Origin of the sequence: Serratia sp. BIGb0234 (assembly GCF_024809915.1) — a bacterium.
Classification (GTDB): domain Bacteria; phylum Pseudomonadota; class Gammaproteobacteria; order Enterobacterales; family Enterobacteriaceae; genus Serratia; species Serratia liquefaciens.
In genome coordinates, this window is record NZ_JANUEI010000011.1 from 1 (window position 1) to 23,909 (window position 23,909).

Sequence of the window (23,909 nt, forward strand, 5' to 3'; positions counted from 1 at the left end):
CACTCTTCAAGACTTGATATTTTTTTGAACCCGAAGGTTCTGGATATCGTCTTGTGGAGTGCCCACACAGATTGTCTGATAAATTGTTAAAGAGCGTTCGTTACTAAGATGTTTCTCGGTAACGCGGGAGGTGCATATTACGCTTTCCCGCTGAAGAGTCAAGCTTTTTTCTTATTAAGAAACGGTGTTTTCACCGGCTTGCTTCTTCCTGGCTGGGCGACTGGTTCTCGTTAGAGGAGTCGTTGTTCCCGGTCAGTGGAGGCGCATTATAGGGAGTTCTCAGAAGGCCGCAACCCCTAATTTCAATATTTTTTCCGACCGTTGAACATTTAACCAAAACAGCCTTAAAGAGGCAGTTTTTTCAACGATTTAAAGCCATATCCCTGTAGAACGGGCAATAAAGCGTCAGTATCTTCATTTAACGCCATGCAATACGCCAGATTCTCTTCCTGCGTCGACACCAGATTTTCCTGCGTCGAAATCAGCCATGCGGTACGACGGGCAATCGCCGCGCCGGAATCGATCAGTCGAGTTCCCTCAGGCAACACCTGCATTAGCTCTTCTGCTAATAAAGGGAAATGGGTGCAACCGAGTACCACGGTATCCGGTGGCTCGCGCATGCTCAGCCATGGATGGAGAATTTTCTTCAGCGCCGGCAGCGGTACGGCTTCACCATGCAGCTTGGCTTCTGCCAGTTCCACCAGCTCAGAGGAGCCAAGCAGCTCGATCTTGCAATCGGTAGCGAAACGGGCGATCAGCTCATGGGTATAAGTACGCTGTACGGTACCGCGGGTAGCCAGCAGGCCCACCACACCATTGGCGGTCAGGCGGGCAGCAGGCTTGATGGCAGGCACCACACCGACAACCGGGAAGGTAAAGCGTTCACGCAGGGCCGGCAGGGAGACCGTACTGGCCGTGTTACAAGCGATGATGACTATCGCCAGAGGATGCCGTTGCTGCACCGCGCTGACAATCTCCAGCACGCGCTCAACAATAAACTCTTCGGATTTCTCGCCGTAGGGAAACGCCACATTATCGAAGGCGTATATATAGTGGAGGTCCGGCAGCAGTTGCCGAACCTCTTGATACACCGATAACCCGCCGACGCCGGAATCAAATACCAGCACCGTCGGACGGGCCATAGCAGGGGTGTTAGAAGGTATAGCTTCCAGTGAGGTAGTATTCTCTTCCTGGAGTAGCGTAGCCATAAGCCGTCTCATAATCTTTATCAAACAGGTTGGCGATTCTACCACGAACTGTCAGATGAGATGTGACCGGATACGAAACTGCGAGATCCCACAGGCTGACACCGCCAAGTTTGACGCTTTGCTCTGGATAGGTGCTGTAGTCTTTATCATAACGCTCACCCAGGTATTGATAGGTCACTGCCCAGTCAAAATCATAGACCTGCCAATCCAGCTCATACTTCACCTGCTGTTTGGCACGGCGCAGCAACACTTCATTGGTTTTGGCATTACGCGGATCGACATAGTCGTAACCAATGTGATGGGTTAACGGACCCGTGTCGAATGAAGCTGTAGCTTCAATACCTTTAATTGTGGCCTTGCCAACATTGTAATAGACGTAGTTGGTCTCGCCGGTGGAATCAATCAGGTTATCAATATCGTTGCGGTAGCCGGACACGCGCCAGGTTACCGGCCCGGTCAAACCTTCAAAGCCCCCTTCCCACTGTTTGCTTTCTTCCGGCTTCAGATCGGTATTATTGCCGAAGTTGCCATACAGCTGACCCATATTAGGGGCTTTGAATGCCGTGCCGTAGGAAGCGATGAAACGGTAACCTTCTATAAACTCCCAGCCCGCACTGGTTTGCCAGGTGCCATGCCAGCCAAATTCGGAATGATCGTCGCCGCGAACCGCTCCTTCCAGAGTGACCGGCCCGACCAACTGCTGCGCAGTCAGATAAACACCGGCGTTGCGTTGGGTTTTTTCACCGTTAACCGTGGTGGAGTCTGGCTTGATTTGCTGATGCTGCCAGTCAATCCCCGAACTGACCGTACCCTGACCTACCTGAAGAGTATTTCCCCATTGCAGGTTGTACTGCTCGGAGTCCACCAGGCTGGCTGAGCTGTCATACATGCCGCGACGAGGATCGTAATCATAATCCTTGCTGTGGCTATAGCTGCCAATCAACTGCGTCGCGTAGATGCCTTCCTTATAACGCAGGCCGGTATCCCAGGTTTGACTATAGAGTTTGCGGGTATCGACCAGCGCGCTGGTAGGCGAAGAGTAATACGCGTCGTAAGCCGTGCGGTTGTCGTAACCGTAACCACGAACAAAACCGCTGATAGCCTCGTTGAACTGATGATCAACAGCGCCGTACAACGACTTGCTCATAAAGCCGTCGCGATCCTGCTGGCTTTGCATGCCGGTGCTGCCGTAGGCCACCACATCATAACCTTTGGTATAGGTGTAGTTACCGGCGACCGTGGCAACCGTGCTGTCGCCCAGCTGTTGTTGAGTAGACGCGTCATAGGCCTGGTAGCCGTTAGACCCCACACCGGCGGAAAGCGTAGTGCCGTTCTTTTCGCGGGTGGTTATAATGTTAACCACGCCGCCGATGGCATCGGAGCCATAAACCGCCGAACGCGGGCCACGAATATATTCAACTTTCTGCACCAGCGAAATCGGGATCTGGCTGAGATCGGAAGAGCCGCTGATACCGGCCTGATTAAGACGGATACCGTCGATCAGCACCAGCACATGGCTGGAATTGGTGCCGCGAATGAACAGCGAGCTTTTTTGCCCCAGGCCACCGTTCTGCCCAACGTCTACACCCGGCAGGCGGCGCATCACATCGGTCAGGCTTTTTGCCTGCCAGCGGTCGATTTCATCACGGGTGACGACGGAAGTGGGTGCCAGCACGGAAGAAACCGGCTGCGGGAAGCGGTTGGCGGAAACCACCAGATTTTCGCTGTTATTCGCTGTGGTGTTGTCTTGCGCCCAGCCAGAAAAAGCCGTGACGGAGGAAACCACCGCCAGCAGCGTATTTTTTGTAATTGTCATGAAAAAGCATCCAAACTTAATTGGCGGATGCCGCAGGATCATGGCCGGTATTTCGCGACGGCCACGGACATTGCGACGTAACACCGGCAGGTCTTCGGGCTTGGGAGTTGCGGGCGGCCTCTTAGCTACCAGCACCGGGCGATGACTTCCCGTCCTGCAATGGACAGTGTCTGCGTAAAACGCTATCGCCGTGACTTCCCCTTACCGCTGCGCGTCAGCTCCGGATTCACACCGGATTCCCTTTTCACTCACTGCTTGAGGCCGGACGACAATGCTACGATCAATGTAAATAGATGTCTAGACTGCTATCAATGTTACAAATAATAAACACGACAAAACTGGACTTCACGGACTGATTCCCTACAATCCCCGCTGATCAAATTTGCCTGACGAGAAGAAACATGACGCCCGAGAATTTGCCTATTGAACGTTACGATGACCAACTGGCGGAAAAAACTGCCCGGCTGAAGACGCTGATGTCACCGTTCACGGCACCCGAGCCGGAAGTGTTCCGCTCGCAAGTCGAACACTACCGCATGCGCGCAGAATTCCGCATCTGGCATGATGAGGACGAGATGTACCACATCATGTTTGACCAGCAGACCAAGCAACGCATCCGCGTCGAGCAGTTTCCTGCCGCCAGCGAATTGATTAACCGCCTGATGAGCGCACTGATCGCCGCCATCAAGCCGGATCCTATTTTGCGCCGCAAGCTGTTCCAGATTGATTACCTGTCGACCCGCAGCGGCAAAATCATCGCCTCGCTGCTGTATCACCGTAAGCTGGACGACGCCTGGCAGCAGCAGGCAGAAAAGCTGCGGGATGATCTCCGCGCCCAAGGCTTTGACCTGCAGTTGATTGGTCGTGCGTCGAAGATGAAAATCATGCTGGATCAGGATTACGTCGATGAAGTCCTGCCGGTCGCCGGCCGCGACATGATTTACCGTCAGGTGGAAAACAGCTTCACCCAGCCGAATGCGGCGATGAACATACAGATGCTGGAATGGGCGCTGGACGTGACCGCCGGCTCTAAAGGCGATCTGCTGGAGCTGTATTGCGGCAACGGCAACTTCTCCCTGGCGCTGGCGCATAACTTCGAGCGGGTGCTGGCCACTGAAATCGCCAAGCCTTCCGTTGCCGCGGCGCAGTACAACATTGCCGCCAATCATATCGACAACGTACAGATTATCCGTATGGCGGCGGAAGACTTTACCCAGGCGATGAACGGAGTACGCGAGTTTAATCGTTTGAAGGGTATCGATCTGAGCAGCTATAACTGCGAAACCATTTTTGTCGATCCGCCGCGCAGCGGACTGGATGATGAAACGGTAAAAATGGTGCAGGCTTATCCGCGAATTTTGTATATCTCATGCAACCCGGAAACGCTGTGCGCCAATCTGGAGACGTTGCAGGAAACTCATCAAATCAGCCGTCTGGCATTGTTCGATCAGTTCCCGTATACCCATCACATGGAATGCGGCGTACTGTTGGAAAAACGCGTTTAATCTCACAGGGGCGCCGCGCTTGCTGCGCCCCTGGTTTTCCCCTTACGCCGGGGTATTCTCATCCAGCGCCTTGCGCGCCTTCAGCTTCATGCCAATCCAGAACACCAGCGCCACGGAAATAATCGCCGGCAGGAAGTTAGAGCCGATCTGCGGGTATTCGGCACGCACTATCGCACTGTACAGCAGCACCCCAAGCAGGAAGGTCGCCGCCGCCAGCTTAGGTATGCCATCCGGCATCACGCGGTGCAGATACCGTTGATGCAGGCAATACACCGCCAACACCAAAGCAATAATCGGGAAAATCGAAAACGGCACCACCGAGCTGAACAGCGCGGCGAACGAACCGTTGATTGAAAGGCCGGCAATCAACGCCAGCAGTAAGGTGCCATTCTCACGGCCTGGTTTTTCCATCGCTTTCTACCTTTTTATACGTGGGATACAGAAGTTTTTTCTTGTTCGCGGCGATACCAATAATAAGCGCCTTTGGAAATCATCCGCAGTTGCAACACTAAGCGCTCCTCAAGCCGACGCCGTTGATCGATGTCGATATCCAGCGCTTCAGCACCGGCGCTGAAAACGATGGTGACCATAGCTTCCGCCTGCGCTTCGGTGAAACTGCGCGGCATATGGTTTTCCAGTTCGAGGTAATCCGCCAGTTCGGCGATAAAATGTTGGATCTCACGCGCCACCGCCGCACGAAAGGCCGCCGAGGTCCCGGAGCGTTCACGCAACAGCAGGCGGAAGGCGTTGGGATTATTGCCGATAAACTCCATAAAGGTGGAGACCGAGGTGCGGATCACGCTGCCCCCCTTGGCGATACGCTGCCGCGCCTGCCGCATCAGTTGACGCAGCATCAGGCCGCTCTCATCCACCATGGTTAACCCCAGCTCGTCCACATCACGGAAGTGGCGATAAAATGACGTCGGCGCGATGCCCGCTTCACGCGAGACCTCGCGCAGGCTCAGACTGGCAAAGCTGCGTTCAGCGCTCAGTTGGCTGAAGGCCGCTTCGATGAGGGAACGACGAGTCCGTTCTTTTTGTTGTGCTCTGACGCCCATATGCATATCCAGATAAGATCCATTTTCTCAGTCTAACGCCGTAGACCCGGCAATATAGCAAATTTTATTGCAACAGCATTTATACAAACGCGCCCTGTCACAGTTTCAGCCTGCACCATTTGTGCTTTGCCTCAAAAAGCCTAATGGTGATTGGGCACTCAGCGCTATGATGTTAAGATACCGTTGTAATTTTGTATAAGACAGGTCTCTCCCCTATGCAACAGCACTATCAATTTGATGCCATAGTCATTGGCTCGGGCCCAGGTGGTGAAGGTGCCGCTATGGGGTTGGTGAAGCAGGGCGCCCGCGTGGCCGTGATAGAACGGTACAATAACGTAGGCGGTGGATGTACCCATTGGGGCACCATCCCATCCAAAGCCCTCCGCCACGCCGTTAGCCGCATTATCGAATTCAACCAGAACCCGCTTTATAACAATTCACGCACGCTCAGCGCGACATTCCCTGACATTTTACGCCACGCCGATAACGTCATAAATCAGCAAACCCGGATGCGTCAGGGATTCTATGAGCGCAACCAGTGCAAGCTGTTTGCCGGCGATGCGCGCTTTATCGACGCCAACACCGTTAGCGTCAGCTATATGGACGGCACCCAGGACACCATCCGCGCCGATCACATCGTTATTGCCTGCGGCTCACGCCCGTACAACCCGTCGAGCGTCGATTTTAACCATCCGCGTATTTATAACAGTGATTCCATTCTCGAACTGAACCACGAACCGCGTCACGTCATCATCTATGGCGCCGGGGTGATCGGCTGTGAATATGCATCTATCTTCCGCGGTTTGAACGTGAAGGTGGATCTGATCAACACCCGCGATCGTCTGCTGGCGTTCCTCGATCAGGAAATGTCGGACTCGCTGTCATATCACTTCTGGAACAACGGCGTGGTGATCCGCCACAACGAAGAGTTCGAGAAGATCGAAGGCACCGAAGACGGCGTGATTGTTCACCTGAAATCCGGCAAGAAAGTGAAGGCAGATTGCCTGCTGTACGCTAACGGCCGCACCGGTAATACCGACTCGCTGGGGCTGGAGAACGTCGGTCTGGAGTCAGACAGCCGTGGCCTGCTGAAAGTGAACAGCATGTACCAGACCGCGCTGCCGCACATTTATGCCGTGGGTGACGTGATTGGCTACCCGAGTCTGGCATCTGCCGCCTACGATCAGGGCCGCATTGCCGCACAGGCGATTTCCTCCGGCGAAGCCAGCGGACATTTGATTGAAGACATCCCGACCGGTATCTACACCATTCCGGAAATCAGCTCCGTCGGTAAAACCGAGCAGGAATTGACGGCGATGAAAGTGCCGTATGAAGTGGGTCGTGCACAGTTCAAGCATCTGGCCCGCGCGCAGATTGCCGGCATGAACGTCGGCAGCCTGAAAATCCTGTTCCATCGCGACACCCTGCAGATCCTTGGGATCCACTGCTTCGGCGAGCGTGCGGCAGAGATCATCCACATCGGCCAGGCGATCATGGAACAGAAAGGTGAAGGCAATACTATCGAATACTTCGTTAATACGACCTTCAACTATCCGACCATGGCCGAAGCCTACCGGGTGGCAGCGCTGAACGGCTTAAACCGCCTGTTTTAACGTGGTGCCCATGTAGCTTTGCATGTGCTCGCGGATCGCCTCGGCCAATTGCTCATAACGACTGCGCAATGGGGAGCCGGGGCGGTACACCAGCGCAATGGTGCGCTTGGGTTCAGGTTTGAAGCAGTCCAGGTAACACACGCCGTCGCGCTCACGCTGCGGCGGTACCGCCAGTGACGGCAACAACGTAATCCCACTGCCCGCCGCAACCATATTACGCAGCGTTTCCAGGCTGGTCGCCCGGAAATGGGTATCTTCGTCAGCCCCGGCCTGGAAACAAAAGCCCATCGCCTGATCGCGCAGACAGTGGCCATCTTCCAGCATCAACAACTTTTCACCGGCCAGATCCGGCATCGCCACGCGGTCACGCTGCGACCATGGGTGATCGGAATACACCGCCAGCTTCATCGGTTCGTCAAACAGCGGCACTTCAATAAAGGCTTCTGTTTCTTTCACCAGCGCCAGAATGGCGCAGTCAAGTTTACCGCTGTCGAGCTGTGCCAATAGCTGTTGGGTTTGCGCTTCATGCAGGTACATTTCCAGCTTGGGAAAGGTTTTGTGCAGCGTAGGAATGATCTGCGGCAGCAGATAAGGCCCGACGGTGGGGATCAGGCCGATATGCAGCGGCCCCGACATGGCTTCACCTTGCTGGCTGGCCATCTCTTTCAGAACTTTGACTTCGCGCAGCACGGTACGCGCCTGTTCCACCAGCAACAGGCCCGCCTGGGTGAATAACACCTTGCGACTGGTACGTTCGAGCAGCATCACACCCAGTTCGTCTTCCAGCTTACGGATCTGCCCACTCAGCGTGGGTTGGCTAACATGGCAAGAATCGGCGGCACGGCGGAAATGCCGGTGCTCGGCCAAAGCGACCAGGTACTCTAAATCACGAATATTCATTGTTTCCCTCCAGACCACGATAGCTCATGGCGATAGATAAGATAGCAATGAGCGATTAGATCTATCAAGCCCCGACGTCAATAATGTCACCCAACGAAGCGATACCGCGCTAACAGCTAAAAATTATTTTTCCTAATTAAGGGGTTAATTCATGTTTACCAGTCAAGAAGGCAAAAAAGTCCCTCAGGTTACCTTCCACACCCGTCAGGGCGACCAATGGATTGACGTCACCACCGACGACCTGTTCAAAGACAAAACCGTCATCGTGTTTTCACTGCCGGGCGCGTTTACCCCAACCTGTTCTTCCAGCCATCTGCCACGCTACAACGAACTGTCCAGCGTATTCAAACAGCACGGCGTTGACAGCATTCTGTGCGTTTCAGTGAACGACACCTTCGTTATGAACGCCTGGAAGGCCGATCAGCACGCAGAGAACATCACCTTCATTCCAGACGGCAACGGCGAGTTCACCAAAGGCATGGACATGCTGGTCGAGAAAGCGGATCTGGGCTTTGGCCCGCGCTCATGGCGTTATTCCATGCTGGTACGCAACGGCGTGGTGGAAAAAATGTTCGTCGAACCTAACAAGCCGGGCGACCCGTTTGAAGTGTCTGACGCCGACACCATGCTGAAATACCTGGCGCCGGAATTCAAAGTGCAGGAGTCGGTTTCCCTGTTCACCAAACCGGGCTGCCCATTCTGCGCCAAAGCCAAACAAATGCTGCAGGAGCGTGGCATCCAGTATGAAGAGATCGTACTGGGTCAGGACGCCACCACCGTTAGCCTGCGCGCCGTCACCGGCCGTGCAACCGTACCTCAGGTCTTCATCGGCGGTCGTCATATCGGCGGTAGCGATGACCTGGAAACCTTCCTGTCAGCCTGATTTATAAGTAATAACAAAGCCAACGTGAACTTTTGGCGGGCTTCGGCCCGCCCTTTTTTTAGCTTTCAGGAGCGGATATGAAACAGTTGAATGTTGACGTCGCGGTCATCGGCGGCGGCACCGCCGGTCTGGGCGCCTATCGCGCCGCCAAACTTGCCACCCCAAGCGTGGTGATGATCGAAGGCGGAGCTTATGGCACCACCTGTGCCCGCGTTGGCTGCATGCCATCAAAATTGCTGATTGCCGCCGCCGAGGCGGTGCATCAAATCGAGCGGGCACCGGGTTTTGGCGTGTATCCCGCCGGAAAAACTACCATTAACGGCCGTGAAGTCATGGACCGTGTTAAACGCGAGCGCGACCGTTTCGTCGGCTTCGTGCTGGAAGGTGTCGACGAAATCCCGGCCACCGACAAAATTCAGGGTTATGCCCGTTTCATCGACGACAATACTTTGCAGGTGGACGATCACACCCGCATTGTGGCGCAACGCATCGTTATCGCCACCGGGTCCCGCCCAAGCTGGCCGGCAGCATGGAATGCGCTGGGCGACCGCTTGATCGTCAATGATGACGTGTTCAACTGGACTGATTTGCCAGACTCGGTGGCCGTGTTCGGGCCCGGCGTAATTGGCCTGGAGTTGGGTCAGGCGCTGCATCGCCTCGGCGTCGAAACCAAAGTATTTGGCGTTGGTGGTGCCGTCGGGCCGCTAACCGACAGTACGGTACGCAACTATGCCGCCAAAGCGTTGGGCGAAGAGTTCTATCTGGATGCCGATGTGAAAGTGGACATGATGCAGCGCGAAGGCGACAAGGTCTTTATCCGCTATCAGGGTCTGAACGGCTTACCGCAGGAGATCATGGTGGATTACGTCCTGGCTGCCACCGGTCGTCGACCGAACGTCGATAATCTGGGTCTTGAGAACACCCGTCTGGTGCTCGATGCCAGAGGCGTGCCTCAGGCCGATCGCCTGACGATGCAAACCAACGTGCCGCATATCTTTATCGCCGGTGACGCCAGTAACCAGCTGCCGTTATTGCACGAAGCCAGCGATCAGGCGCGCATTGCCGGAACCAACGCCGGGAGCTTCCCGGAAGTGACCCCGGGCCTGCGCCGCAGTGCGGTCTCGGTGGTATTTTCCGATCCGCAGATTGCCATGGTCGGTTCCACCTTCCGCGAGCTGAATGAAAAATTCAGCGCCTGCGGCTGTTTCGAAATCGGTGAAGTGTCATTCGAAAATCAGGGCCGTTCACGGGTGATGCTGCGTAATAAAGGCATCCTGCACGTCTACGGCGAACAAGGTACCGGGCGTTTCCTCGGCGCAGAAATGATGGGGCCGGACGTCGAGCACATTGCTCACCTGTTAGCCTGGGCACATCAGCAGAAAATGACCATCAACCAGATGCTGGACATGCCGTTCTATCACCCGGTGATCGAAGAAGGCCTGCGTACCGCACTGCGTGACTTGCAGTCAAAACTGAAACTGGGCGAAGCCGAGGCGGAGCGCTGCCAACGCTGTCCGGGCGAGTAGTTCTTCCCCCTGCTATCTATCCCCACCGGGCCTTCGTGCCCGGTTTTTTTTGCGCTTCGAATTCCACTCTTGTCGCTTGCTGCTTGCCGCTCAGCGCATATCAGGTCATTTTTATGTCGCCACATTGAAATGATATCAATAATGATACTAAAATAAGATGCATGCATGAAAGGAATCAGGAGTGCCATTGAAGATCTGCAACAACGGCAGAACAGCATCAGATTCACTGAGTTGGTAACAATTTGTACGCGCTGGTTCGGCCCACCGCGTTTGAACGGCGGCAGTCATCACGTTTACCGCATGCCCTGGCAAGGCGATCCCCGGATTAATATACAACGCGGAAATGGAGGCACGGCAAAGGTATATCAGGTTAAACAGGTCATTGCCGCATTGGTCAAAATGGAGGATGAACATGGAAAAGCATGAGCATTACACTTATCGCATCACCTGGTCGGAAGAGGACAACGAATATGTCGGCCTCTGCACAGAATTTCCTTCCCTGTCGTGGCTGGCCGCAACGCGTACCGCAGCGCTTGAAGGTATTGAAAAACTGGTTAGTGAGATGATCAATGACCTGTTGGCACAGGGTGAAACACCGCCACAGGCGCTGGCCGAGAGAGTTTTCAGCGGCAAACTGGTATTGCGTATGACACCGGAACAACATCGACGTCTGGCGATCAACGCTATAGAGGAAGGTGTCAGCCTGAACCGCTATCTTTGCGCACGGCTGGCGGGATAATCGATAAAGGGCAGCACCGGGCTGCCCTTACGCCACTCAAGCCAAACGCTGTTTCGCTGCGGCGATCGCACTGGCGACCTGCTGAGGAGAAACACCGCCCTTGGCCGAACGTTTATCCAGACATGATTGAAGTGCCAGAATTGGGTATACGTCGTCGCCAATCACCGCGCTGAATTTCTGCAAATCAGCCAACGGCAGGGCTTCCAACGCCTTACCCTGGCGGATCGCCTCTACCACCGCCTCACCGACGATATGGTGCGCCTCACGGAATGGCACGCCTTTGGCGACCAGATAATCCGCCAGTTCGGTCGAGTTGGCGTAGCCCTGCTCTGCCGCTTCCTTACAACGCGGACGTTTCACCTGGATGCCATCCAGCACCAGCGCCGCCATCTGCAGACAGTCCATCCAGGTATCCAAAGCGTCGAACAGCCCTTCCTTGTCTTCCTGCATATCTTTGTTGTACGCCAGCGGCAGGCCTTTCAGCGTCATCATCATGCCCGTCAATGCACCCTGTACACGCCCGCATTTACCGCGGATCAGCTCCAGCGCATCCGGGTTTTTCTTCTGCGGCATCAGCGAGGAGCCGGAAGTCACGCGGTCGGACAGATCGACAAAGGCCGCTTCGCCGCTGTTGAAGAAGATCAGGTCTTCGGCAAAGCGCGACAGGTGCACCATGCTGATGGAGGCGTTAGACAACAGTTCCAGCACGTGGTCACGATCCGAAACGCTGTCCAGGCTATTACGGGTTGCCGAAGCAAAGCCCAGCCAACCGGCCAATTGCTCACGGTCGATCGGGTACGCAGTGCCGGCCAGTGCACCACTGCCCAGCGGGCTGACGTCCAGGCGTTTCAGCGTATCCTGCAGGCGGCTTTCATCACGCGCCAGCATTTCAACATAGGCCAGACACCAGTGCGCGAAGGTCACCGGCTGCGCACGCTGCAGGTGGGTATAACCCGGCATCACCGCATCCTGGTTGGCTTCGGCGGTTTCCACCAGCGCCTGTTGCAGTTGCACGATGGCCTGATGCAGTTCACCAATTTGGTGTTTGCACCACAATTTCAGATCGGTCGCGACCTGATCGTTACGGCTACGGCCGGTGTGCAGCTTTTTACCGAGATCGCCGACCTTGTCGATCAGCTTTTGCTCCACCCAGCTGTGAATATCTTCCGCATCGCTGCTGACAATCGCCTGCGGATCGGCCTGTACCTCTTCCAACAGCACGCTCAACGCCTGTTCCAGCTGTTGCTGCTCGGTCGCCGTCAATACGTTGACGGTCACCAGCGCTTTCGACCAGGCCACTGACCCTACGATGTCCTGTTCCGCCAGGCGATAATCGAAGCGCAAAGAATCATTTAACTGCTTGAACCGCTGATCTGCCGCCTGACTGAACCGTCCGCCCCAAAGTGCCATACCTTACTCCTGAATTTTATGCGAATAAGGGCGCAGCACGCTGCGCCCTTATCAAGTCACGCCGAATAATCAATAAAGTTACTTGTTCTTTTTCTCGTTCAGCGCACGGATGCGTGAAGAGAGCGAGAACAGGCGGATAAAGCCACCGGCATGGCTGTGATCGTAAACTTCGTCTTCGCCAAAGGTGGCGAACTCTTCAGAGTACAGGCTATTGGCAGATTTCTTCTGAATTGCCGTTACCTGGCCTTTGTACAGCTGCAGCACCACTTCGCCGTTCACTTCTTCGGCCAGTGCCTCAGCAGATGCTTGCAGTGAACGACGCAGCGGCGCGAACCAACGGCCATCGTACACTACGTAAGCCATTTCCAGGCCCAACTGCTCACGCCATTTGAAGCTATCGCGATCCAGAACCAGCTGCTCAACGCCACGCAGTGCCGCCACCATGATGGTGCCGCCCGGGGTTTCGTAGCAACCGCGGGATTTGATACCCACCAAACGGTTTTCCACGATATCGATACGGCCCACACCATGTTTGGCGCCCAGCACGTTCAGGGTTTCCAGGCATTTGTACGGGCTCAACGCTTCGCCGTTTACCGCCACTACCCGACCTTTCTCGACGGTGACAGTCACCTGCTCTGGCTGATCCGGAGCTTCCTGCGGATCGACGGTCCAGACCCAGCAGTCTTTATTCGGTGCATTCCACGGGCTTTCCAGCACGCCGCCTTCGGTAGAGATATGCCAGGCGTTTTCGTCACGGCTGTAGATTTTTTCCAGCGACGCCGTGGTCGGAATGTTGCGCTCTTTCAGGTAGTCCAGCAGCGCTTCACGGGAACGCAGGTTCCACTCGCGCCAAGGGGCTACCACTTTCAGGTGCGGCGCCAGTGCGGTATAGGTGGTTTCGAAACGCACCTGGTCGTTACCTTTACCGGTTGCGCCGTGGCACAGCGCGTCAGCACCGACCTTCAGCGCCAGCTCAACCTGCGCCTTGGCGATGATCGGACGGGCCATTGAGGTCCCCAGCAGGTAGCTGCCTTCATACAGAGCACCGGTTTGCAGCACGGGGTAAACATAATCACTGATGAATTCTTCACGCAGATCAACAACGTGACACTCAGAGGCACCGGATTGCAGGGCTTTTTGCTCCACGCCTTCCAGATCGCTGCGCTCCTGGCCGATATCTGCCACGAACGCCACCACTTCGCAGCCGCCGTAGTTTTCTTTCAGCCAGGGAATGATGGCCGAAGTATCCAGGCCGCCAGAGTACGCCAGAACGATTTTTTTGATGCCTTGGTTTTGCATGGTCTTTTCCTTTTTAATTCTAAATTTAAGCGAGGATCCGGGTGCCAATCGACACGCCGTTAAACAGTGCAGGAAGCTGATCGGCATGGCGCCAACTGGCGATATCTACCGGGCGACCGAGGGTGCGGGCCGCATCGAGCGCCGCATTCACCTTCACCACCATACCATCAGTGATGATGCCCTGGGCAATCAGTTGTTCCGCTTTTTGCGCCGTCATTTCTGCGATGCGCTGCCCTTTTCCGTCGAGGATGCCACTGACATCCGACAGCAGGATCAAATCCGCACCCAGCGTGGCGGCCAACGCGGTCGCCGCCTGATCGGCGTTTACATTCATTAACTTCCCATCGGCGGTAATACCGATAGAGCTGATCACCGGCAGGTAGCCGGCACCCAGCAGGGTATTGAGCAACGCCGGCGACCCCGGCTGCGCGTTGCCTACGTGGCCAAGCGCCGGATCGAGCGGGGTGACGGTGACGCTGCCGCCGTCCGCCAGGCTCAGGCCTACGGCATTAATCTGGTGTTTGATCGCCCATGCCAGCAAGGTTTTGTTGGCCGTACCGGCCAGTGCGCCGGTGATAATGTCGATCTGATCGGCCGGGGTGACCCGCAGCCCATTTTTCTTCACCACCGGCAGGGAAAGCTGCTTCATCAGTTCGTCCACCACGCAACCGCCGCCGTGGACGATAACCAGTGGGCGCTGATGCTGCTGGCGGTAGCTGTCCAGCGCGGTAAACAAACGCTCCAGCGCTTCTTCACTGTCTAATAACACGCCACCTAACTTGATAATTAACGGGTTCATCGCTGTTTACATCCCACGCTGGTGATTTATTAAAGTAATGACTGGGTTTCCGGGAACCCAAAACGGATATTCAGGCATTGCACCGCCTGAGCGGCTGCGCCTTTCAACAGGTTGTCTTCCACCGCCACGGCAATCAGGTGTTCGCCCTGCACGGCAAAGCCGATATCGCAAAACGGCAACCCAACCACTGACTTCAGCGCCGGCACGCCTTTGTCGTACAGCCGCACCAGCGGTTTGTCGTCATAGGCAGCGTGATAAACGGCGGCCACGTCCTGCGCGGTCACGCCGGCTTTAAGGCGACAGGTGATGGTTTCGAGAATACCACGCGGGAAGTTACCCAAATGTGGCGTAAAGATGACCGGCACTCCCAGGTGCGCGACGATTTCCGGATGATGACGGTGGTTGAAAATTCCGTACGGCTGCAGGCTCACCTCACAGAAGCTGGTGGTAACGCTGGCCTTGCGGCCCGCGCCGCTAACGCCGCTAGTGGCGTTGATGACCGGCCACTGGTCGAGGTTCAGCAAACCTTGGTCGATCAGCGGTTTCAGTGCCAGCTGCGCTGCCGTTGGGTAACAGCCTGGCACGGCTATCAGCTGCGCCCGTTTGATTTCGTCGCTCTGCCACTCCGCCAGGCCATATACCGCCTGCTCCAGCAGCTCGGCATGCTGATGTTCAAAACCGTAGTACTGGCTGTAGAAAGCGGTATCTTTTACGCGGAATGCACCGGAAAGATCGAACACCACACAACCTGCGGCCAGGAATGCCGGCGCGATATCGTGGCTGACCTCATGCGCCGTGGCCAAAAACACCACGTCGATACCTTCAGCCGCTTTCGCAACGTCAACCAGTGGTTGCAACGGCAGATCGACGATACCTTTTAACTGAGGGTGCAAATCGGAAAGCAATTTTCCTGCATCTGCACTTTGCGCTGAAACCGCTAAAGCGGTTATGTTCATGTGTGGGTGACGATTAAGGTACGCCGTGAGCTCCGCTCCGGCATAACCGCTGGCACCGACAATCAGCGTATTCAACATGGGGCCTTTCACCTTCTTGACTTGCGTTTGGTCGTTTTCGACTCAGGTTTCCAGGCTCACCAGCGTTGTTTCGCCGTTCACCCACGAGGTCGAGCGTTGATGTTTTTATAATCATCCGGGAATCGGGTTCCCTTACGCTCCAGCTTATTGTATTTTTATTCACAATAATTGCATGAATATTGATACCAACCTAACCAAAGGCTGTCAACAGTGAAGATGAAATTACCTCCATTTATTGAGCTGTACCGGGCGTTGATCGCCACTCCGTCGATCAGCGCCACCGATGGTGCCCTCGATCAGAGTAATGAAGCGTTAATCAACTTGCTGGCCGGCTGGTTTGCCGATTTGGGTTTCCGCGTCGACGTGCAGCCGGTGCCGGACAGCCGCAACAAATTCAACCTGCTGGCAAGCATTGGCGAAGGCAGTGGCGGCCTGCTGCTGGCGGGCCACACCGATACCGTGCCTTATGATGAAGGCCGTTGGACACGCGATCCTTTCACCCTAACCGAGCACGACAATAAGCTGTATGGACTGGGTACCGCCGACATGAAGGGCTTCTTTGCCTTTATTTTGGATGCGGTGCGTGACATCGATGCCAGCCAGCTGACCAAGCCGCTGTACATTTTGGCCACCGCAGATGAAGAAACGACGATGGCCGGCGCACGTTACTTCGCCGCCTCGACCAGCATCCGCCCTGACTTCGCGATTATCGGCGAACCGACCTCATTGCAGCCGGTGCGTGCGCACAAAGGCCATATGGCCAACGCCATTCGCATTGTCGGCCAATCTGGCCATTCGAGCGACCCGGCGCGCGGCGTGAACGCCATCGATCTGATGCATGACACCATCGGCCGTTTGATGGAGCTGCGTAAAACGCTGCAGGAGCGCTACAACAACCCGGCATTCGCCGTGCCTTATCCCACCATGAACTTCGGCCATATCAGCGGCGGCGATGCAGCTAACCGCATCTGCGCCTGCTGTGAACTGCATCTGGATATCCGTCCGCTGCCGGGCATGACGCTCGACAATATCAATGAACTGATGCACCAAACGCTGGAACCCATCAGCCAACGCTGGCCGGGCCGCCTGAGCATTGAAGAACTGCATGCCTCGGTACCGGGCTACGAGTGTCCGACCGATCATCAGATGGTGGCGGTGATTGAGAAACTGCTGGGCACCCGTACACAGGTGGTCAACTATTGCACCGAGGCGCCGTTCGTCCAGCAGGTCTGTCCGACCCTGGTGCTGGGCCCCGGCTCTATCGACCAGGCGCATCAGCCGGATGAATACATCGATACCGGCTTTATCGAACCCACGCGCAAACTGCTGGGCCAACTGGTCGATCATTTCTGCCGTCAATAAACCTGATACAAAGTAGGGGTTATGATTTATCATTTCCCCTACCTCAAAATACGTATTAAACCAATGAAATAAGCCAGACTGATAACCGGCGTGCCGTAATTAAATTTCAGAAAATGCGCCGATTTTGATGTTTTTTTGCTAAAAATAGTGTCAATTGACGATTGGACAGGAACGTGGCGAGATAAAACAGGCGCTCTTCGCCTGACATGTGAAACTTACTTACAAGATAAAAATCATCTACCCAATAGATTTCAAGTTGCAGCTAGGCGGCGAACGCTTGAATCCCCGGGAGCTTGGATCAACCAAGTGAACGGGGTGAGAGCGCGAAGCCAACACCGCTGTGGCTTGAAAGATGAAGGGTAAATACAGAACTGGGTCAGGGGTTATATGAACGAACAATATTCGGCAATGCGAAGTAATGTCAGTATGCTCGGCAAATTGCTCGGCGATACCATCAAAGAAGCGCTGGGCGAGCATATTCTCGATCGCGTTGAAACTATCCGTAAGCTTTCCAAATCTTCACGTGCAGGCAATGAAGCGCACCGCCAAGAGCTGCTTTCCACCTTGCAAAACCTGTCCAACGACGAGTTGCTGCCGGTCGCACGCGCCTTCAGTCAGTTTCTCAATCTGACCAATACCGCCGAGCAGTACCACAGCATTTCACCCAACGGTGAAGCCGCCAGCAACCCGGAAGCGCTGGCTCAACTGTTCACACGGCTGAAAGACAAAAAGCTCAGCACCAAAGAGCTGCAGAATGCGGTGTCTCAACTTTCTATCGAGCTGGTGCTGACTGCGCACCCGACGGAAATCACCCGCCGCACCCTGATCCACAAACTGGTAGAGGTGAACACCTGCCTCAGCCAGCTCGACCATAACGATCTGGCCGACTACGAGCGCAACAAGATCATGCGCCGCCTGCGTCAGTTGGTGGCTCAATCGTGGCATACCGACGAGATCCGCAAACACCGTCCGTCCCCGGTTGACGAAGCCAAGTGGGGCTTTGCGGTGGTGGAAAACAGCCTGTGGGAAGGGGTGCCTGCCTTCCTGCGTGAATTCAACGAACAGCTGGAAAACTCCATCGATTACAGCCTGCCGGCGGAAGCGGTGCCGGTGCGTTTCACATCCTGGATGGGCGGTGACCGCGACGGCAACCCGAACGTCACGGCCGAGATCACCCGCCACGTGCTGCTGCTGAGCCGCTGGAAAGCCTGCGATCTGTTTACCCGCGATATTCAGGTGCTGGTGTCCGAACTGTCGATGACCGAATGTACTCCGGAACTGCGCGCCCGGGCCGGTGGTGACGAGGTTCAAGAGCCGTACCGCGAAATCATGAAGCAGCTACGCAGCCAGTTGATGAGCTCTCAGGCCTATCTGGAAGGCCGCCTGAAAGGCGAGCGCGTACTGAAGCCGCACGATCTGCTGGTGAATAACGAACAGCTGTGGGAACCGCTGTTCGCCTGTTACCAGTCGCTGCAGGCCTGCGGCATGAGCATCATCGCCAACGGTCAATTGCTGGATACCCTGCGTCGCGTGCGCTGCTTTGGTGTGCCGCTGGTACGCATCGACGTCCGCCAGGAAAGCACGCGCCACACCGAAGCCATCGCCGAACTGACCCGCTACCTGGGCCTTGGCGACTACGAAAGCTGGTCAGAAGCCGACAAGCAGGCGTTCCTGATCCGTGAACTGAATTCCAAACGCCCGCTGGTCCCGTTGAAGTGGGAACCGAGCGCCGATACCCAGGAAGTGCTGGAAACCTGCCGGGTGATCGCCGAGGCGCCAGAAGGCTCGATTGCCGCCTACGTGATCTCCATGGCGCGCACACCTTCGGACGTGCTGGCGGTTCACCTGCTGCTGAAAGAAGCCGGTTGTCCGTTCCCGCTGCCGGTCGCGCCGCTGTTCGAAACTCTCGACGACCTGAATAACGCCGACGACGTGATGACCCAGTTGCTGAATATTGACTGGTATCGCGGCTTTATCCAGGGCAAACAGATGGTGATGATCGGCTATTCCGACTCGGCGAAAGACGCCGGGGTGATGGCCGCCTCCTGGGCGCAATACCGCGCTCAAGACGCACTGATCAAAACCTGCGAAAAGGCTGGCGTAGCGCTGACTCTGTTCCACGGCCGTGGCGGTTCGATTGGCCGCGGCGGCGCACCTGCGCATGCGGCACTGCTGTCGCAACCGCCGGGCAGCCTGAAAGGCGGCCTGCGCGTGACCGAGCAAGGCGAGATGATCCGCTTCAAATTCGGTCTGCCGGAAGTCACCATCAGCAGCCTGGCGCTGTATGCCGGTGCCATCCTGGAAGCCAACCTGCTGCCGCCGCCAGAGCCGAAAAAAGAGTGGCGTACGCTGATGGATGAGCTGTCAGACACCTCATGCAAAATGTACCGTGGCTACGTGCGCGAAAACCCGGATTTTGTGCCTTATTTCCGCGCCGCCACGCCGGAACTGGAGCTGGGCAAACTGCCGCTGGGCTCCCGCCCTGCCAAGCGCAAGCCAAACGGCGGCGTAGAGAGCCTGCGCGCCATTCCGTGGATCTTCGCCTGGACGCAGAACCGTCTGATGTTACCGGCCTGGCTGGGCGCCGGTGCCGGTTTGCAGGAAGCGGTAAAAGCCGGCAAGCAGGATCAGCTGGAAGCCATGTGCCGCGACTGGCCGTTCTTCTCCACCCGTATTGCGATGCTGGAAATGGTGTTCGCCAAGGCCGACCTGTGGCTGGCGGAATATTACGACCAACGCCTGGTGGACAAATCGCTGTGGCCACTGGGCCAGCAGCTGCGCGATCAGTTGGAAAGCGACATCAAGGTGGTGCTGACCATCGCCAATGACGCGCACCTGATGGAAGACCTGCCGTGGATCGCCGAATCCATTGCGCTGCGTAACGTGTACACCGACCCGTTGAACGTCCTGCAGGCTGAGCTGCTGCACCGTTCGCGCCAGCAGGAGCACCCGGACGCCCGCGTTGAGCAGGCGCTGATGGTCACCATTGCCGGCGTTGCCGCCGGGATGCGCAATACCGGCTAGGTTAAGCGCCAAAAGCACGGCTCCTGCTTGCAGGGGCCTTTTTTTTATCCCTCGCTGACGGATGCTGCATCTCGACGGGTTGCCCAGCAGCGGTAGCGGTATTGGAGGAAATTGCGCCCAACAAAAAGGGCGCTGTATTGACCCAGCGCCCTTCCCGATGATGATGAATAGAGTGAATCAGGCCGCGACCGGACGCACACCCAGCGTATGGCAAATGGCGTAGCTCATCTCGGCACGGTTGAGCGTATAGAAGTGGAAATCCTTTACCCCTTCGCGGCTGAGGATCTTCACCATATCCATCGCGATATTGGCGCCGACCATTTTGCGGGTTTCCGCGTCGTCATCCAGCCCTTCAAACATGCTGGTCATCCAGCTCGGTACGCGTACGTTGGTCATGGTGGCAAAACGCTGCAGCTGCTTGAAGTTGGATACCGGCAGAATGCCCGGGACGATTTCCACATCAATGCCGGTAGCGACGCAACGATCGCGGAAGCGCAGGTAGCTTTCCACATCGAAAAAGAACTGGGTAATCGCCCGGTTGGCGCCGGCATCGATTTTACGTTTCAGGTTAATCAGGTCCGCCTGCGGGCTTTTCGCTTCAGGATGCACTTCAGGGTAAGCGGCAACCGAGATATCGAAATCGCCGACCTCCTTCAGCAAGGCCACCAAATCGGTCGCGTACATGTCCGGCTTGCCGCTGCCCGGTGGCAAGTCGCCACGCAGTGCCACTATATGCCGGATGCCGCTGTTCCAGTAATCGGTCGCAATCTCACGCAGCTGAGCCGGGCTGGCGTCGATGCAGGTCAGGTGTGGGGCCGCATCCAGACCGGTGCGATCCTTGATCCCTTTGATGATGCTGTGGGTGCGATCGCGCTCGCCGGAGTTAGCGCCATAGGTCACGGAAACAAATTTTGGCTTCAGGCTGCTCAGGCGGTCAATGGATTGCCACAGGGTGTCTTCCATCTCGCTGGTGCGCGGCGGGAAGAATTCAAATGATACGTTAATCTGGCCGTTTAACTCCGCCAGACTCTGATTCAGCGCTTCCCGCTGGTTTGCGTGGAAAAAACTCATACCCTGCCCGCCTCTTATCGATCGCTGTTCTGCTTGTTTTGATAAGCGTCTATACGTTTAGACGTCTAGATAGAAAATGCCGCATGTTGGCTAAAGAGTCAACAGGAAAGTGAGGGGAATACGATGATTAATCCTCACCCGTTAAGAGAAGGAATTTCATGTTCGCAACACAGAGAATTATGGCAGGAAAAACGAGGGGCGCGACGAATGCGCGCCCACAAGAAAATTAAAGCAGCTGCGCCAAACGGTTAAGGTCTGACTGGATCGCGCCGGCAGTGACGTCGCGCCCGGCCCCGGGTCCACGGATCACTAGCGGATTGTCACGATACCAGCGGCTTTCGATAGCGAATACGTTATCGCAAGGCAGCAACGACGCCAGCGGGTGCTCAGGGCGGACCGCTTCTACACCGACCCGCGCCTTGCCGTTGGCATCGAAACGCGCAACATGGCGCAGCACCAGCCCCATTTCACTGGCGGCCTCAAAGCGCTGCAGCATCTGTTGGTTCAACGCATCACCATTTTCAAAGAACTGATCCACGGAGCCAAGCTCTGCGCCCGCAGGCACCAGCGACTCCACCCGCACCTGATTCGGCTCAATGTCGTAGCCCGCTTCGCGCGCCAGGATCACCAGCTTGCGCATCACATCCTGACCGGAGAGATCGACGCGGGGATCCGGTTCTGTCAGCCCCTGTTGCCAGGCCTGATCCACCAGGTCGGTGAACGGCACCGTGCCGTCGAACTGCAGGAACAGCCAGGACAGCGTACCGGAGAAGATGCCGCTAATGGCCAGAATGCTGTCACCACTGTCGCGCAGATCGCGTACCGTGTGGTTGACCGGCAGACCGGCACCGACGGTAGCGTTATACAGCCAGTGGCGGCCGGTCTTGGCAAAGGCATCGCGAATTTGGCGATAGTTGGCGCTGCACGACGCTCCCGCCAGTTTGTTGGCGCTGATCACATGGAAACCGTAGCTGGCGAAGTCCAGATACTGCTCGGCCAGATTTTCACTGGCGGTCACGTCCAGCACCACCAGATCGTCAAACGGGTGCGCGCGCATCCACAAGAACAACGACTCCTCGTCCAGTTCCTGCGCTTCGTCCTCGAAGAAGGCCAATACGCGGCTGGCGTCCAGCCCGTCGTAATTGAGCAGGCTGCGGCGACTGTCCACCACGCCCGCCAGGCTGAATTCGAAGCCGCTGCGGGCGGAGATGTTTTTCTGCTCGCGGGCAAACAGCTCCAGCCAGCGTGCGCCGATATTGCCTTTGCCGAACAGCACCAGACCAATACGTTTTTCAGCGCGGAACAGGGTCTGATGCAGGCCCTGAATCAGCAGCGCGGTTGGCCCCTGACGCAGCACCGCCACCATGCTGATGCCGTCTTCAGCCTGCCAGATAAACTCTACCGGCTGGTCTTTCAGTTGCTGATAGAAGCGATGGCTGTGCAGCGGGTTTTTACAAACGCCGGCACCTACCAGCGCCACCAGCGCCAAGCCTTCGCGCAGTTGCAGCTCCCCCGGCAGCCCCGCGTTTTGCAGCGTGTGCAGGACGCTGTTCACCACTTCGGAGGTGTAGCACAGCTGAACCAGACTGCGGTCCGGATGAACCCCTACCGCCAACGGTTTGATCTGCGCGCGCTTAAGCACCAAATCCAACTCTTGCTGCGCCAGTTTAAAATCATGCTGACTGGCAACCTGCAGCTCAATCAAACACACGTCGTCATGGCTGGTGACGATCTTCGCACCGGTGCCCGAGGCCAGCACGCGTTCGATACGCGTTGAACCCTGTTCCGGCTGATAACTGCAACGCAGTTGAAGATCGATATCGCTGCCGGATACCGGCTGCAAAGTACGGGTGTGCAGCACCGGAGCCGCCAAACGCGCCAGTTCACTGGCTTCGTCCAGGCGCAGCAGCGGCAGCAGGCAGGCGTCTTTCACCTTGCGGGGATCGGCGCTGTAGACCCCAGCCACGTCGCTCCAGATGGTCACGCGCTCCGCACCGGCCAACGCACCGACCTGCGTGGCGGAATAGTCACTGCCGTTACGCCCTAACAGCACGGTTTCACCGGCGTCATTGCGTGAAATAAAACCGGTCACCACCAGGCGTTTGCCCGGATGCTGTGCCAGCAATTGTTGCAGCAGAGGATAAGAACGGCCTTCATCAACCTGCGGCTGGGCAGCACGTTCCGCCCGCAGGAAATCGCGCGCGTCCAACCAGGCCGCCTGCATATCCAGTTTGTTCAGTACCGCCGCCATCAGACGCGCCGACCAGATCTCGCCGTGACCAACCACCTCGGCATAGATGACGTCGTCGAGCTTTTCGTCCAGCAACACGGCCAGACGCTCCAGATCCTGAATAAACTCGGCGATCAAGGGTTCAGCGGTTTCCGGCGGTAACAGACCGCTAATCAAATCGCTGTGATAACGACGCAGCGTCTGCTGAACCTGATGCGCAGAAAGGCGATCGCTCTGACTAAGCTTCAGCCAGCTAATCAGTTGGTTGGTGGTGCTGCCGGCAGCCGACACCACCATCATGTCGCCTGGCTGGCTGTATTCGGCCATGATCCCGGCCACCCGCAGATAACACTTCACGTCCGCCAGGCTGCTGCCGCCAAACTTGTGCAGTTGACGCCCGCTCACCGGCCCTGCTACCGCAATTGCATTCAT

19 protein-coding genes and 1 riboswitch are annotated in these 23,909 nt (G+C 56.4%); of the genes, 8 read left to right on the top strand and 11 right to left on the bottom strand.

Annotated elements, in window-relative coordinates:
• Positions 1-344: 344 nt before the first annotated feature.
• Together murI and btuB are read right to left on the bottom strand one after the other, a co-directional pair.
• Positions 345-1,208, bottom strand: coding sequence for a glutamate racemase (gene murI / locus M2407_RS24460; RefSeq protein ID WP_122080446.1), 864 nt, complete (start codon positions 1,206-1,208; stop codon positions 345-347).
• Positions 1,153-3,024: a TonB-dependent vitamin B12 receptor BtuB gene (gene btuB, locus M2407_RS24465; protein ID WP_115060808.1), complete on the bottom strand. Its 1,872-nt coding sequence runs from the start codon at positions 3,022-3,024 to the stop codon at positions 1,153-1,155. Before btuB ends, murI begins: the two co-directional genes overlap by 56 nt.
• A gap of 67 nt (positions 3,025-3,091) precedes the next feature.
• A riboswitch (cobalamin riboswitch) is annotated at positions 3,092-3,305 on the bottom strand.
• A 120-nt stretch (positions 3,306-3,425) separates the two neighbouring features.
• On the opposite strand from btuB, the gene trmA reads away from it, so the two are divergent.
• A complete protein-coding gene (trmA, locus tag M2407_RS24470) occupies positions 3,426-4,529 on the top strand; it encodes a tRNA (uridine(54)-C5)-methyltransferase TrmA (RefSeq protein WP_259220093.1) in 1,104 nt (367 codons plus the stop codon).
• Between the two features lie 42 nt (positions 4,530-4,571).
• On the opposite strand, the gene M2407_RS24475 is transcribed toward trmA, so the two are convergent.
• Positions 4,572-4,940, bottom strand: a complete 369-nt coding sequence (locus M2407_RS24475; protein WP_259220094.1) for a YijD family membrane protein — start codon at positions 4,938-4,940, stop codon at positions 4,572-4,574.
• 14 nt (positions 4,941-4,954) lie between these two features.
• Entirely contained in the window at positions 4,955-5,587 is a 633-nt protein-coding gene (fabR, locus tag M2407_RS24480) for an HTH-type transcriptional repressor FabR (protein WP_020837514.1), read from the bottom strand.
• A 215-nt stretch (positions 5,588-5,802) separates the two neighbouring features.
• Here fabR and sthA point away from each other — a divergent pair, with 215 nt between their 5' ends.
• On the top strand, positions 5,803-7,200 hold the full coding sequence (gene sthA, locus M2407_RS24485; protein ID WP_020837515.1) for a Si-specific NAD(P)(+) transhydrogenase: 1,398 nt from the start codon (positions 5,803-5,805) through the stop codon (positions 7,198-7,200).
• On the opposite strand, the gene oxyR is transcribed toward sthA, so the two are convergent.
• Positions 7,183-8,100: a DNA-binding transcriptional regulator OxyR gene (gene oxyR, locus M2407_RS24490; protein WP_020837516.1), complete on the bottom strand. Its 918-nt coding sequence runs from the start codon at positions 8,098-8,100 to the stop codon at positions 7,183-7,185. The genes sthA and oxyR overlap by 18 nt on opposite strands.
• Positions 8,101-8,251: 151 nt before the next feature.
• Between oxyR and M2407_RS24495 the strand changes: the two genes are divergently transcribed.
• The 4 genes from M2407_RS24495 (at position 8,252) to M2407_RS24510 (ending at position 11,248) form a co-directional block, all read left to right on the top strand.
• Entirely contained in the window at positions 8,252-8,983 is a 732-nt protein-coding gene (locus M2407_RS24495) for a glutathione peroxidase (protein ID WP_044554933.1), read from the top strand.
• Between the two features lie 77 nt (positions 8,984-9,060).
• Complete coding sequence (locus M2407_RS24500) at positions 9,061-10,509, top strand: dihydrolipoyl dehydrogenase (RefSeq protein WP_259220095.1); 1,449 nt, start codon at positions 9,061-9,063, stop codon at positions 10,507-10,509.
• A gap of 165 nt (positions 10,510-10,674) precedes the next feature.
• On the top strand, positions 10,675-10,935 hold the full coding sequence (locus M2407_RS24505; protein ID WP_122080447.1) for a toxin HicA: 261 nt from the start codon (positions 10,675-10,677) through the stop codon (positions 10,933-10,935).
• Entirely contained in the window at positions 10,922-11,248 is a 327-nt protein-coding gene (locus M2407_RS24510) for a type II toxin-antitoxin system HicB family antitoxin (protein ID WP_128865477.1), read from the top strand. Before M2407_RS24505 ends, M2407_RS24510 begins: the two co-directional genes overlap by 14 nt.
• 36 nt (positions 11,249-11,284) lie before the next feature.
• Here the strand turns inward: M2407_RS24510 and argH are convergent, their stop codons facing one another.
• The 4 genes from argH to argC form a co-directional block, all read right to left on the bottom strand.
• Positions 11,285-12,658 (bottom strand): argininosuccinate lyase, encoded by a 1,374-nt coding sequence (gene argH, locus M2407_RS24515; RefSeq protein WP_020837524.1) that lies wholly within the window; start codon positions 12,656-12,658, stop codon positions 11,285-11,287.
• Between the two features lie 78 nt (positions 12,659-12,736).
• Positions 12,737-13,957 (bottom strand): argininosuccinate synthase, encoded by a 1,221-nt coding sequence (locus tag M2407_RS24520; RefSeq protein ID WP_020837526.1) that lies wholly within the window; start codon positions 13,955-13,957, stop codon positions 12,737-12,739.
• A 25-nt stretch (positions 13,958-13,982) separates the two neighbouring features.
• Positions 13,983-14,756 carry an acetylglutamate kinase gene (argB, locus tag M2407_RS24525; RefSeq protein ID WP_020837527.1) on the bottom strand — a complete coding sequence of 258 codons (774 nt, stop codon included), beginning with the start codon at positions 14,754-14,756 and terminating at the stop codon, positions 13,983-13,985.
• 29 nt (positions 14,757-14,785) lie between these two features.
• Positions 14,786-15,790 (bottom strand): N-acetyl-gamma-glutamyl-phosphate reductase, encoded by a 1,005-nt coding sequence (gene argC, locus M2407_RS24530; protein WP_046374891.1) that lies wholly within the window; start codon positions 15,788-15,790, stop codon positions 14,786-14,788.
• A 216-nt stretch (positions 15,791-16,006) separates the two neighbouring features.
• Between argC and argE the strand changes: the two genes are divergently transcribed.
• Positions 16,007-17,152, top strand: coding sequence for an acetylornithine deacetylase (argE, locus tag M2407_RS24535; RefSeq protein ID WP_164171170.1), 1,146 nt, complete (start codon positions 16,007-16,009; stop codon positions 17,150-17,152).
• Between the two features lie 387 nt (positions 17,153-17,539).
• Complete coding sequence (gene ppc, locus M2407_RS24540) at positions 17,540-20,176, top strand: phosphoenolpyruvate carboxylase (RefSeq protein ID WP_046374890.1); 2,637 nt, start codon at positions 17,540-17,542, stop codon at positions 20,174-20,176.
• Positions 20,177-20,353: 177 nt separating this feature from the next.
• On the opposite strand, the gene metF is transcribed toward ppc, so the two are convergent.
• Entirely contained in the window at positions 20,354-21,247 is an 894-nt protein-coding gene (gene metF, locus M2407_RS24545; RefSeq protein WP_020837531.1) for a methylenetetrahydrofolate reductase, read from the bottom strand.
• A 226-nt stretch (positions 21,248-21,473) separates the two neighbouring features.
• Positions 21,474-23,909 carry a bifunctional aspartate kinase/homoserine dehydrogenase II gene (locus tag M2407_RS24550; RefSeq protein WP_020837532.1) on the bottom strand — a complete coding sequence of 812 codons (2,436 nt, stop codon included), beginning with the start codon at positions 23,907-23,909 and terminating at the stop codon, positions 21,474-21,476.